This window comes from Streptomyces sp. WAC07094 (assembly GCF_036320405.1).
GTDB classification, from domain to species: domain Bacteria; phylum Actinomycetota; class Actinomycetes; order Streptomycetales; family Streptomycetaceae; genus Streptomyces; species Streptomyces lannensis.
The window spans coordinates 1,307,043-1,319,920 of record NZ_JAVMJZ010000001.1; the positions used below are offsets into that span (position 1 = coordinate 1,307,043).

Annotated in this window: 10 protein-coding genes; 9 read left to right on the forward strand and 1 reads right to left on the reverse strand. The window is 69.5% G+C overall.

Annotated elements, in window-relative coordinates; translation table 11 throughout:
• The first annotated feature begins 57 nt into the window (after positions 1 to 57).
• Positions 58 to 1,908: a LamG-like jellyroll fold domain-containing protein gene (locus tag RCR19_RS05860; RefSeq protein ID WP_331264118.1), complete on the forward strand. Its 1,851-nt coding sequence runs from the start codon at positions 58 to 60 to the stop codon at positions 1,906 to 1,908.
• Positions 1,909 to 1,985: 77 nt separating this feature from the next.
• On the opposite strand, the gene RCR19_RS05865 is transcribed toward RCR19_RS05860, so the two are convergent.
• On the reverse strand, positions 1,986 to 2,873 hold the full coding sequence (locus RCR19_RS05865) for an AraC family transcriptional regulator (RefSeq protein ID WP_331264119.1): 888 nt from the start codon (positions 2,871 to 2,873) through the stop codon (positions 1,986 to 1,988).
• A 146-nt stretch (positions 2,874 to 3,019) separates the two neighbouring features.
• Here RCR19_RS05865 and tkt point away from each other — a divergent pair, with 146 nt between their 5' ends.
• The 8 genes from tkt (at position 3,020) to RCR19_RS05905 (ending at position 12,877) form a co-directional block, all read left to right on the forward strand.
• The gene (gene tkt, locus RCR19_RS05870) at positions 3,020 to 5,095 is read left to right on the forward strand and encodes a transketolase (protein WP_331264120.1); all 2,076 of its coding nucleotides are present in this window, start codon (positions 3,020 to 3,022) and stop codon (positions 5,093 to 5,095) included.
• 19 nt (positions 5,096 to 5,114) lie between these two features.
• On the forward strand, positions 5,115 to 6,260 hold the full coding sequence (tal, locus tag RCR19_RS05875; protein WP_331264121.1) for a transaldolase: 1,146 nt from the start codon (positions 5,115 to 5,117) through the stop codon (positions 6,258 to 6,260).
• Positions 6,257 to 7,909, forward strand: coding sequence for a glucose-6-phosphate dehydrogenase (gene zwf / locus RCR19_RS05880; protein WP_331264122.1), 1,653 nt, complete (start codon positions 6,257 to 6,259; stop codon positions 7,907 to 7,909). Before tal ends, zwf begins: the two co-directional genes overlap by 4 nt.
• Positions 7,906 to 8,844, forward strand: a complete 939-nt coding sequence (gene opcA / locus RCR19_RS05885; protein ID WP_059131854.1) for a glucose-6-phosphate dehydrogenase assembly protein OpcA — start codon at positions 7,906 to 7,908, stop codon at positions 8,842 to 8,844. The genes zwf and opcA overlap by 4 nt, the downstream gene beginning before the upstream one ends.
• Positions 8,837 to 10,483 (forward strand): glucose-6-phosphate isomerase, encoded by a 1,647-nt coding sequence (pgi, locus tag RCR19_RS05890; protein ID WP_331264123.1) that lies wholly within the window; start codon positions 8,837 to 8,839, stop codon positions 10,481 to 10,483. Before opcA ends, pgi begins: the two co-directional genes overlap by 8 nt.
• 6 nt (positions 10,484 to 10,489) lie before the next feature.
• Entirely contained in the window at positions 10,490 to 11,368 is an 879-nt protein-coding gene (gene gnd, locus RCR19_RS05895) for a phosphogluconate dehydrogenase (NAD(+)-dependent, decarboxylating) (protein ID WP_331264124.1), read from the forward strand.
• 9 nt (positions 11,369 to 11,377) lie between these two features.
• Positions 11,378 to 12,004, forward strand: a complete 627-nt coding sequence (locus RCR19_RS05900; protein ID WP_331264125.1) for a histidine phosphatase family protein — start codon at positions 11,378 to 11,380, stop codon at positions 12,002 to 12,004.
• Between the two features lie 207 nt (positions 12,005 to 12,211).
• The gene (locus tag RCR19_RS05905) at positions 12,212 to 12,877 is read left to right on the forward strand and encodes a TetR/AcrR family transcriptional regulator (protein WP_331264126.1); all 666 of its coding nucleotides are present in this window, start codon (positions 12,212 to 12,214) and stop codon (positions 12,875 to 12,877) included.
• The last annotated feature ends 1 nt before the right edge of the window (position 12,878 follow it).

Here is a 12,878-nt window from a genome sequence, read left to right on the forward strand (position 1 = left end):
CAGCCCTTCCCGCACCCCCCGCGCTTCCCCTCCTCTGTCACCTCTCACGGAGCACACGTGTGTACTTCGCATGACCACACCCAGAGCGAGGCCGCGCAGGCCGGCGCCGGAAGACGCAGCTTCCTGCGCGCGACCGCGCTGCTCGGCGCCGCCGCGACCGCCGGAGTCGCACTGCCGGCCACCGCCGAGGCGGCGCCCGCGGCGACGGCCGGCCGCCTGCGGCCCGACCCCGACAGCCGGCGCTTCACGCTCGTCGTGATGCCGGACACCCAGTACCTCTTCGACGGGCCCAGCATCGACCCGGCGCCCATCGAGGCCTCGCTGCGCTACCTCCTGGAGCACGGCCGGGACGAGAACATCGTCTTCCTGTCGCATCTGGGAGACCTCACGGAGAACGGCGCCGCGGCCGAGTTCGACGCGGCGAGCGAGGCGTTCCGGCTCCTCGACCGCCACGGGGTCGGATACAGCGTGCTCGCCGGCAACCACGACATCCGTTCGTCCGGTGACGACCAGCGCGGCCGCACACCGTATCTGGACGCCTTCGGCCCGCAGCGCTTCAAGGGCGGGCCCACCTTCGGGGGCTCCTCTCCGGACGGCTACAACACCTTTCACCTGTTCCGGGCGGCCGGCCGGGAATGGCTTGTGCTCGCCCTGGACTGGAGGCTGTCGGCACAGGGCTTCGCCTGGGCGAAGAACGTGATCGCGCAGCACCCGAGGACACCGGTCGTCCTCACCACGCACGAACTGGTCTACGGGGACGACGCGCTGTCGTCGTACGGGCAGCAGCTGTGGGACCAGCTGATCGCGGACCACGACCAGATCTTCCTCACCCTGAACGGCCACTTCTGGCCCGCCGCGCGCGCCACCCGGAGGAACTCCGCGGGCAACGACGTGCACCTTCACCTGACGAACTATCAGAACCGCTACTACGGTGGCGCGGCGATGATCCGCCTCTACCGCTTCGACCTGGACCGCAACACGATCGACGTGGAGACGATCTCCCCGTGGATCCTCGGCAGGGCGGCCCGGGGGCTCAACGAACTGGAGCGGCAGGAGATGGAACTGACCGGCCCCGAGGACCGGTTCTCCGTCGCGATCGACTTCGAGCGGCGCTTCTCCGGCTTCGCTCCGGTTCCAGCCCGCCCCGCTCGGCCCACGTCCGAGATGCTCGTCCGCGGTACGGTCGCGTACTGGCGCTTCGACGGGCACGCGGACGGCGCCTCCGTGGACGGCACGGTCCGCGACCTGTCCGGCCGCGGCAACGACCTGACCGTCGTCAAGGTCCAGGACGGCACCCTGAACTGGTCGTCGGACCATCACCCGGATCAGCCGGGACACGGCAGTCTGCGCTTCCAGGGATACAAGTCCCCGCTGCGCGGCGCCTATCTGCGCACGGTCGACAGCGCCCCGCTCAACTCGACCACGTTCGCACGCGGTTACACCGTCGAGGCCTTCTACAAGGTGCCCGCGGACTGGGACGCGTCCCACAACGCGTGGGCAGGCCTCGTCAGCCGCTCGGGCACGGGCGGCGCAGCGGGCAAGACGCAGGACGACCCGGACGAGCCGATCGCCACCCTTTCGCTGTCCGACGGCCCCGGCCCGCAGTGGGCCGTGCGCCCCCTCAACCAGGAGGGCATCGCCACCAACTGGGGTCACGAGACCGCGCGGGAGACCTGGTGGCACGTGGCGGTCGTCAACGACGGAAACCACACGACGATGTACGTCCAGGGCTGCCCCGTCGTCCGCAACCCCACGGCCCGCTCCGTCGGGCTCACCTCGCTCGGCCTGCCGTGGCTGCTCGGCGGATACGAGTACGCGGGCAGGATCGACCAGATCCACCACGGATGGCTCGGCGATGTGCGCATCGTCGACCGCGCCCTGCCCGTGTCCCAGTTCATGAACCACTGACTTCGGTCACTGACGGAGCAGGCCGGGGTGGGCCGGGCGCCCACCCCGGGTCGCCGGCCCGCTCGTCCCGGCTCCGCTCATCTCAGCTCCGCGCGGAACGCGGCCGGGGTCGTGTCCGTGTGCTGGTGGAAGAACTTGGAGAAGTTCGCCGCGTCGGCGAACCCCACGGCGGCACCGACCCGCCCGATGGGCAGCTCCGTGTGCGCGAGGAGGCGTTTGGCCTCCAGGATCACGCGCTTGTCTATGAAACCCTTGGGCGTCTCACCGGTGGCGGCACGCACCGCGCGGACGAGGGTGCGCCGGGAGTATCCGAGGCCGTCGGCGTACGCGCTGACGCTGTGGTTGGTGGCGAACCCCTTCTCCACCTCGTCCCGGAAGCGGGTGAAGGTCGTGTCGGCCTGCTCCTGGGCCGCCTTCGCGGAGCTGGCCGCGAGATGCGCGAGACGCAGCAGGAACGCGGTCAGGGAGTGGCGCAGCACCGACGTGTGCAGACTCAGGGGCAGCGTGCTGGTGTCCTCGTACTCGCGCCGCAGCTGGGCGAGGGCCGACCGGAGCCCGTCGAGCTGGGCCGGGCCGGGGTGCAGCAGGGGCGGCAGTTCGTAGCGGTACAGACCTGCCGCCTCCACGGTGGCGCGCGGCAGGAATCCGGGCTGCATGGTGAGCACGATGCCGTGGTACTCGCTCGCCCGGGAGAAGCGGTGGACCTGTCCGGGGCGGATCCACAGGAGGTCGCCGGCGTTCATCCGGTACTCGGCGAAATCCACCATGTGCGTCACGGGGCCGCCGGTGAAGAGCATCACCACATGGAAGTCGATCCGGTGGACGCGGTCGACCGGCGCGGCCCGGTGCCAGGGCCGCCCGGGGTCCATGGAGGCCACCTGCATACCGACACCGCAGACGCTCTGGTCGACCGGGAAGGGGTACGTTCTGATCCCGTCACCGTCTTGCGTGGTTCTGTCCACCATGTCCTTCTCGTGCCGCCTCGATCGCGCTGCCGATGTCCCACTTTCACCGAAGGCTGACACAGGGGCACCTTCCACTGCAAAAGTCAGACTTTTAGGTTTGAACGCGTTCTGTCAGCGATTTGCCACGCAGTGAGGACTTCTTGAAGATGAGTGCGCAGAGCCCCGATGGATTCGACTGGACCGATCTCGACCGGCGGGCCGTCGACACCGCCCGCATCCTGGCCGCCGACGCGGTGCAGAAGGTCGGCAACGGACACCCGGGCACCGCGATGAGCCTGGCCCCGGCCGCCTACACGATCTTTCAGAAGGTGATGCGGCACGATCCGGCCGACCCCGAGTGGACCGGCCGCGACCGTTTCGTCCTCTCCCCCGGCCACACCTCACTGACCCTGTACACACAGCTCTTCCTGTCCGGATACGAGCTGGAACTCGATGACCTGAAGGCGTTCCGCACCCACGGCTCGAAGACCCCGGGGCACCCCGAGTACGGGCACACCGCGGGCGTGGAGACCACCACGGGACCGCTCGGCCAGGGCGTCGCCAACGCGGTCGGCATGGCCATGGCCGCCCGCTACGAGCGCGGCCTCTTCGACCCGGACGCCCCCGAGGGCACCTCTCCCTTCGATCACATGATCTGGGCGATCGTCTCCGACGGCGACCTCCAGGAGGGCATCTCCGCCGAGGCGTCCTCGCTCGCCGGCCACCAGAAGCTCGGCAACCTCGTCTTCCTCTACGACGACAACCACATCTCCATCGAGGGCGACACCGCGACGGCCTTCTCCGAGGACGTGCTCAAGCGCTACGAGGCCTACGGCTGGCACGTCCAGCGCATCGAACCCGGCGAGAACGGCGACATCGACGTACACGCCCTGTACGCCGCGCTCAGGACCGCACAGGACGAGACCGGGCGACCCTCGATCATCGCGATGCGCACGATCATCGCCTGGCCGGCCCCGAACGCGCAGAACACCGAGGCCTCCCACGGGTCCGCCCTCGGCACGGACGAGGTCGCGGCCACCAAGCGCGTCCTCGGCTTCGACCCCGAGCAGACCTTCGAGGTCGCCGACGAGGTCCTGGCCCACACCCGCACGGCCCTCGACCGCGGCACCGAGGCGCACGCCGCCTGGGACAAGCGCATCGCCGAGTGGCGTGCCGCCCAGCCCGAGCGCGCCGAGCTGTTCGACCGCGTCGTCGCCGGTCAGCTGCCCGAGGGCTGGGAGGACGCACTGCCGGTCTTCGAGGAGGGCGCGTCCGTCGCCACGCGTGCCGCCTCCGGCAAGGTGCTGCAGGCCCTGGGGGCGGTCGTCCCCGAGCTGTGGGGCGGCTCCGCCGACCTGGCCGGCTCGAACAACACCACCATCGACAAGAACAGCTCCTTCCTGCCGAAGGGCAACCCGCTCCCGGAGGCGGACCCGTACGGACGCACGATCCACTTCGGCATCCGCGAGCACTCCATGGCCGCGGAGATGAACGGCATCGCCCTGCACGGCAACACCCGTGTCTACGGCGGCACCTTCCTGGTGTTCTCCGACTACATGCGCAACGCGGTCCGCCTGTCGGCCCTCATGCAGCTCCCCGTCACCTATGTGTGGACCCATGACTCGATCGGTCTGGGCGAGGACGGCCCCACCCACCAACCGGTCGAGCACCTGGCCTCGCTGCGCGCCATCCCGGGCCTGAACATGGTCCGCCCGGCCGACGCCAACGAGACAGCCATCGCCTGGCGCGAGATCCTCAAGCGGCACTCGACGAACCCCGCCCCGCACGGTCTCGCGCTGACCCGCCAGGGCCTGCCGACCTACACCCCCAACCCCGAGGCCGCGAAGGGCGGTTACATCCTTCGGGAGTCCTCGACCGAGGTCCCGGACGTCATCCTCCTCGCCACCGGCTCCGAGGTGCAGCTCGCCGTCGGCGCCCGGGAGCGGCTGGAGGCCGAGGGTGTGGGTACCCGCGTGGTGTCGATGCCGTCCGTCGAGTGGTTCCAGGAGCAGCCCGCCGACTACCGCGAGCGGGTCCTTCCGCCGTCCGTGAAGGCCCGCGTGGCGGTGGAGGCGGGCATCGCCCTGACCTGGTACCGGTACGTCGGTGAGAGTGGACGCATCATCTCCCTGGAGCACTTCGGCGCCTCCGCCGACGCCAAGACCCTGTTCGCCGAGTACGGCTTCACCGCCGAGAACGTGGCCGCCGCGGCCCGGGAATCCCTCGCCGCCGTCCGCGGTTGATCCGATCGCCAGAAAGAAGATGATCACAGTGACCGAAGCAACCGCAGCAGCGGAGCCGTTGAAGCGCCTGTCCGACGCAGGCGTGTCGATCTGGCTGGACGACCTCTCCCGCAAGCGGATCGCGTCCGGCAACCTGGCCGAACTCGTCGCGGCGAAGCACGTGGTGGGCGTCACCACCAACCCGTCCATCTTCCAGGCCGCCATCGGCTCGGGAGAGGGTTACGAGGAGCAGCTGGCCGATCTGGCCGCCCGGGGCGTGACGGTCGACGAGGCCGTGCGCATGATGACCACCGCGGACGTCCGCGACGCCGCGGACATCCTGCGGCCCGTCCACGAGGCCACGCACGGCCGGGACGGCCGGGTCTCCATCGAGGTCGACCCGCGGCTCGCCCATCGGACCAGGGCGACGGTGGCCGAGGCCAAGCAGCTCGCCTGGCTCGTCGACCGCCCCAACGTGATGATCAAGATCCCGGCCACCGACGCCGGCCTCCCGGCCATCACCGAGGTGATCGGACGGGGTATCAGTGTCAACGTGACGCTGATCTTCTCGCTGGAGCGCTACCGCCAGGTGATGGACGCGTATCTCGCCGGTCTGGAGAAGGCGAACGCCGCCGGTCTCGACCTGTCCACCATCCACTCCGTCGCCTCCTTCTTCGTCTCCCGCGTCGACTCCGAGATCGACAAGCGCCTGACGAAGCTCGGCACGGACGAGGCACTCGGACTCAAGGGCAGGGCGGCACTGGCGAACGCGCGGCTCGCCTACGAGGCGTACGAAGAGGTCTTCGCGGGTGAGCGCTGGCTCGCCCTGGCCCGCGCCGGAGCCAACGAGCAGCGTCCGTTGTGGGCCTCGACCGGCGTGAAGGACCCGGCGTACAAGGACACCCTGTACGTCGACGAACTGGTCGCTCCGGGCACGGTCAACACCATGCCCGAAGCCACGCTCGACGCCACCGCCGACCACGGCGACATCCGGGGCGACGCGGTGACCGGCGGCTATGTGCAGGCACGTGCGGACCTCGACGCCGTGGAGAGGCTCGGCATCTCCTACGACGAGGTCGTGAAGCAGCTCGAGAACGAGGGCGTCGCGAAGTTCGAGACGGCCTGGGTCGACCTGCTGGAAGCAGTGGCAACGTCTCTCAGGAACAAGGGAGTTGACGGGGAATGAGCAAGGGCAAGTCCAAGGGGACGCACGCCGGGAGCGCACGGCCCGCGACCGCGGAACCGCAGGCCGGGGCGCCCGAGGCGGCAGCCGGCGCACAGCCGGCCGCCGCAGCGGCCGAGCTCCCGGTCGACGACTGGGACAACCCGCTCCATGACGAACGCGACCGGCGGCTGCCCCGTATCGCGGGGCCGTCCGGCCTGGTCATCTTCGGTGTCACGGGCGATCTGTCCCGCAAGAAGCTGATGCCGGCCGTGTACGACCTGGCCAACCGCGGTCTGCTGCCGCCGGGCTTCTCGCTCGTCGGATTCGCCCGCCGCGACTGGGCCGACCAGGACTTCGCACAGGTGGTGCACGACGCGGTCAAGGAGCACGCCAGGACGCCGTTCCGCGAGGAGGTGTGGCAGCAGCTCGCCGAGGGGATGCGGTTCGTCCCCGGCACCTTCGACGACGACGCGGCCTTCGAGCAACTGCGGGAGGCCATCGAGGAGTTGAACACGTCCCAGGGCACGAGCGGCAACTACGCGTTCTACCTCTCCGTCCCGCCGAAGTTCTTCCCGCAGGTCGTCCAGCAGCTCAAGAAGCACGGACTCGCGGACGCACCGGAGGGCTCCTGGCGGCGCGCCGTCATCGAGAAGCCGTTCGGCCGCGACCTGACGAGCGCCCGTGAGCTCAACCGGATCGTGCACGACGTGTTCGAACCGGACCAGGTCTTCCGCATCGACCACTACCTGGGCAAGGAGACGGTCCAGAACATCCTGGCGCTGCGCTTCGCCAACCAGATGTACGAGCCGATCTGGAACCGGTCCTACGTCGACCATGTGCAGATCACCATGGCCGAGGACATCGGCATCGGCGGCCGGGCCGGTTACTACGACGGCATCGGCGCCGCCCGCGACGTCATCCAGAACCACCTGCTCCAGCTGATGGCCCTCACGGCCATGGAGGAGCCCATCGCCTTCGACGCCGAGGCGCTGGTCACGGAGAAGCTCAAGGTCCTGAAGTCGGTGCGGCTTCCGGAGGACCTCGGGCTGCACACCGTGCCCGGTCAGTACGCGGCCGGCTGGCAGGGCGGCGAGAAGGTGATCGGCTACCTCGACGAGGACGGCATCGACGCCGGGTCCACCACGGACACCTACGCTGCCGTCAAGCTGGAGATCGACAACCGCCGCTGGGCGGGTGTCCCCTTCTACCTGCGCGCCGGCAAGCGCCTCGGCCGGCGGGTCACCGAGATCGCGGTGGTCTTCCAGCGGGCGCCGCACTCCCCGTTCGACTCCACGGCCACCGAGGAACTCGGTGAGAACGCGATCGTCATCCGGGTGCAGCCGGACGAGGGAATGACCGTCCGCTTCGGCTCGAAGGTGCCGGGAACCTCGATGGAGATCCGGGACGTCTCGATGGACTTCGCTTACGGCGAGTCGTTCACCGAGTCCAGCCCGGAGGCCTACGAACGACTGATCCTGGACGTACTGCTGGGTGACGCCAACCTCTTCCCCCGTACCGAGGAAGTGGAGGAGTCCTGGAAGATCCTCGATCCGATCGAGGAGTACTGGGCCACGCACGGCAAGCCCGCGCAGTACCCCGCGGGCACCTGGGGTCCCGAGGAAGCCGACGAGATGCTCGCACGAGACGGACGGAGCTGGCGCAGGCCATGAAGATCGACCTCACCGACACTACGTCAAGCAAGATCAACAAGGCGCTGGTGCAGGGCCGCCGGGCCCTTGGCACCCCCGCCGTGGGCATGGTCCTCACCATGATCATCGTGACGGACGAGGAGAACGCGTACGACTCGCTCAGGGCGGCCGAGGAGGCCTCCCACGAGCATCCGTCGCGCACCCTGGTCGTCATCAAGCGGCACGCCCGCACCCTGCGCGACCGCACGCGCCCGCACCTGGACGCCGAGGTCCGGGTGGGCGCGGACGCGGGCACCGGGGAGACGGTGGTGCTGCGGCTGTACGGCGAGGTGTCCGACCACGCCGACTCGGTCGTCCTGCCGCTGCTGCTGCCGGACGCACCCGTGGTGGTGTGGTGGCCGGTCGACGCCCCGGACAACCCCTCCAAGGACCCGCTCGGTGCACTGGCCCAGCGCCGGATCACCGATCTGTACGCCGTCGAGGCGCCGCTGGCGGCGCTGGAGACGCGAGTGGCCTCGTACGCGCCCGGAGACACCGATCTGGCCTGGACCCGTCTGACGCCCTGGCGGTCGATGCTCGCCGCGGCGCTCGACCAGGCACGCACGAAGGTGACCTCGGCGGCTGTGGAGAGCGAAGCGGAGAACCCGAGCGCCGAGTTGCTGGCCCGCTGGCTGCAGGCCCGGCTCCATGTGCCCGTGGAGCGGGTGGTCAGCGGTGGGCCGGTCGTCACGGCCGTCCGGCTGGGCACCGCGAGGGGCGAGATCGTCATCGACCGCCCCGAGGGCCCGCTGGCCACGCTCACCCTGCCGGGCCAGCCGCCGCGCACCCTGGCGCTCAAGGTGCGCCCGACCTCGGAACTCATCGCCGAGGAGCTTCGCCGCCTGGACGCGGACGAGATGTACGCCATCGCCCTGCGCGGCAATGGTGTGAAGAAGGAGGGGAAGGGCCGTGGCTGACCGTACGAGGCCCAACCAGCTGCCCGAGTGGACCGCGCTGGCCAAGCACCGCGAGGAACTGGACGGAGTGGGACTGCGCGAGTTGTTCGCGGCGGATCCCGGCCGGGGCGGCGGCTACACCCTTCGGGTCGGCGATCTGTCGGTGGACTACTCCAAGCAGCTGGTCACCGACGAGACGTTGCGGCTGCTGCGGGAACTGGCCGCGGCGCGGGACGTCTTCGGGCTGCGGGACGCGATGTTCCGCGGGGAGAAGATCAACGTCACCGAGGACCGGGCGGTGCTGCACACCGCGTTGCGTGCGCCGCGGGACGCCGTGATCGAGGTCGACGGCGAGAACGTGGTGCCGAAGGTCCACGCGGTCCTGGACAAGATGAGCGGCTTCGCCGACCGGGTGCGCTCCGGGGAGTGGACGGGCCACACCGGCAAGCGGATCAAGAACGTGGTCAACATCGGCATCGGTGGATCGGATCTCGGTCCGGCCATGGCGTACGAGGCGTTGCGTGCGTTCACGGACCGGTCGTCCACGGTCCGGTTCGTGTCCAATGTGGACGGTGCGGACCTGCACGAGGCGACGCGGGACCTGGATCCGGCGGAGACGCTGTTCATCATCGCGTCCAAGACGTTCACCACGATCGAGACGATCACCAACGCGACGTCTGCGCGTCAGTGGCTGCTGTCCGGGCTGGGTGCCGGTCAGGAGGCGGTGGCCAAGCACTTCGTGGCGTTGTCGACGAACGCGGAGAAGGTCACCGAGTTCGGTATCGACCCGGACAACATGTTCGAGTTCTGGGACTGGGTCGGCGGCCGGTACTCGTACGACTCGGCGATCGGCCTGTCGTTGATGATCGCCGTCGGCCCGGACCGGTTCCGGGAGATGCTGGACGGTTTCCACACCGTCGACGAGCACTTCCGCACCGCGCCGGCGGAGTCGAATGTGCCGTTGCTGCTGGGGCTTCTGGGTGTCTGGTACGGCAATTTCCATGGTGCCCAGTCGCACGCGGTGCTGCCCTATTCGCATTACCTGTCGAAGTTCACCGCGTATCTGCAGCAGCTGGACATGGAGTCCAACGGCAAGTCGGTGGACCGCCAGGGGATGCCGGTCGCATGGCAGACCGGTCCGGTGGTGTGGGGTACGCCGGGGACCAATGGCCAGCACGCCTACTACCAGCTGATCCACCAGGGTACCGAGCTGATTCCGGCGGACTTCGTCGGTTTCGCCCGCCCGGTGGGGGAGTTGAGCGAGTCGTTGAAGGCCCAGCACGATCTGCTGATGGCGAACTTCTTCGCGCAGACCCAGGCACTGGCTTTCGGCAAGACGGCGGACGAGGTACGGGCCGAGGGGGTGGCGCAGGAACTGGTGCCGCACAAGACCTTCCGCGGCGACCATCCGACGACCACGATCCTCGCCCCGGAGCTGACTCCTTCGGTGCTGGGCCAGCTGGTGGCGCTGTACGAGCACAAGGTGTTCGTACAGGGCGCGATCTGGAACATCGACTCCTTCGACCAGTGGGGCGTGGAACTGGGCAAGGTCCTCGCCAAGCGCGTCGAACCCGCGCTGACCGAAGGCGCGGACGTCCCCGGCCTCGACACCTCCACCCAAGCCCTCGTCGCCAAGTACCGCGAGCTCAGGAAGAAGTGAACTGACATGCAGATCGGACTCATCGGCCTTGGCAAGATGGGCGGCAACATGCGCGAGCGGATCCGCCGCGCGGGCCACACCGTCGTCGGCTACGACCGCAACCCCGAGGTCTCCGACGTCAAGCACCTCACCGAACTGGTCGAGAAGCTCGAGGCGCCCCGCGTGGTGTGGGTGATGGTCCCGGCAGGCGCTGCCACCCAGGCCGTCATCGACGAGCTCAAGGAGCTGCTCACCCCCGGCGACACCGTCGTCGACGGCGGCAACTCCCGCTGGACCGACGACGAGAAGCACGCCGCCGAACTCGGCATCAAGGGCATCGGCTTCGTCGACGCGGGCGTCTCCGGCGGCGTCTGGGGCCTGCAGAACGGCTACGCCCTGATGGTCGGAGGCGACAAGGAGCACATCGAACGCCTCCAGCCCATCTTCGAGGCGCTCAAGCCCGAAGGACCCTATGGATACGTCCACGCCGGCCGGGTCGGCGCCGGACACTTCTCCAAGATGGTCCACAACGGCATCGAGTACGCGATGATGCAGGCCTACGCCGAGGGCTGGGAACTGCTGGAGAAGGTCAAGTCCGTGGAGAACGTCCGCGAGGTCTTCCGCTCCTGGCAGGAGGGCACCGTCATCCGCTCGTGGCTGCTCGACCTCGCGGTCAACGCCCTCGACCAGGACGAGCACCTCGACAAGCTCCGCGGATACGCCGAGGACTCCGGCGAGGGCCGGTGGACGATCGAGGCGGCCATCAACAACGCCGTGCCCCTGCCGGCCATCACCGCCTCGCTGTTCGCCCGGTTCGCCTCCCGCCAGGACGACTCGCCCCAGATGAAGATGATCGCGGCGCTGCGCAACCAGTTCGGCGGCCACGCGGTCGAGTCCGCCGAGTAGGTGACCACCGTGGGCGACCTCCTGCTGGTCCGCCACGGCGAAACCGAGTGGAGCGCTTCGGGCAAGCACACCAGCTGGACCGATCTGCCGCTCACACAGGGTGGCGAGGAACAGGCCAAGTCCCTCGCCACCCAGCTCGCCGGACGCACCTTCGCACTCACTCTCACCAGCCCTCTGCACCGGGCGGTACGCACCGCGGAACTCGCGGGCCTGTCCGGCGCCGCGACCGAGCCCGATCTGCACGAGTGGGACTACGGCGGCTACGAGGGAATCACCACCGTCGACATCCATCGCACCAGACCCGACTGGCGGCTGTGGACGGACGGGGTGCCGCCGGGTCCGCCCGGACACCCCGGCGAGTCGCCGGACGAGGTGGCGGCACGGGCCGACCGGGTACTGGCCCGTATCGCACCAGCGCTCGCCGAAGGCGACGTGATCCTCGTGGCCCACGGCCACTTCCTGCGCGTCCTCACCGCCCGGCACCTCGGCCTCGGGGCCGCCGAGGGACGGCTGTTCCAGCTCCGGACGGGGACGGTCAGCCGGCTGTCCACCGAGCACGACTGGCCCGTGATCGCGGAATGGAACGCAGCGGGCAGCACCGAGACCCCCCACCGGGCGCTCTCTGCGTCGAAGTAGGAAGCAACGAGGCCGGTTCGTCCACGGGTCCACGGGGACGGACCGGCCTTCGCCTCTCGCTCCCCGGCCGCCGGCGTCCTGGCCCCAGGCCCGAAGCCGCCGGTCGGCACACCGGGTCCTTCCCAGGAGCGCCGCAGGACCGGGCTTCTACAATCGCCGGCAGCCGACACGCCGTGCGGCGGCCCGTCCTTCGTCCGGAGGAACCCGATGAGCAGCGTCGACGAACCGGCACCACCGCGCGCCCGTGTCCGCGACGCCGCCCGCACCAAGGCCGAGATCCTGGACGTCGCGACACGGGAGTTCGCGCGCGCCGGGTACGACGGGGCGCGGGTCGACCGAATAACCGCCCTGACCCGCACCACCAAGCGGATGATCTATTACTGCTTCGGGGGCAAGGAGCAGTTGTTCACGGCCGTCCTGGAGCGGGCCTACGGAGTCGTCCGCCGAGTCGAGCAGGAGCTGGACGTCGAGCATCTGGACCCCGTCGCCGCCGTCCGCCGGCTCGCCGAGGTCACGTTCGACCATCACGAGGCGCACCCCGACTGCGTCCGTCTGGTCAGCATGGAGAACATCCGCGGTGCCGAGCGCATCGCCGCGTCCGAGAAACTGGACAGCATCGGCTCGCCGGCCCTGGAGGTGACCGGCCGCATACTCGCGGCCGGCCGGGAGTCGGGGCTGTTCACGGCCGACGTCGACGCGGTCGACCTGCACGCGCTGATCAGCTCGTTCTGCTTCTTCCGGGTCGCCAACCGGCATGCGTTCGGGGCGCTGTTCGGCCGTGACCTGGTGGCCGCCGGCCGGCGCGAGCACTATCGCAGGATGCTCGGCGACATGGTCGTCGCCTATCTGACGGCGGACCGCGCGCGGGTCTGAA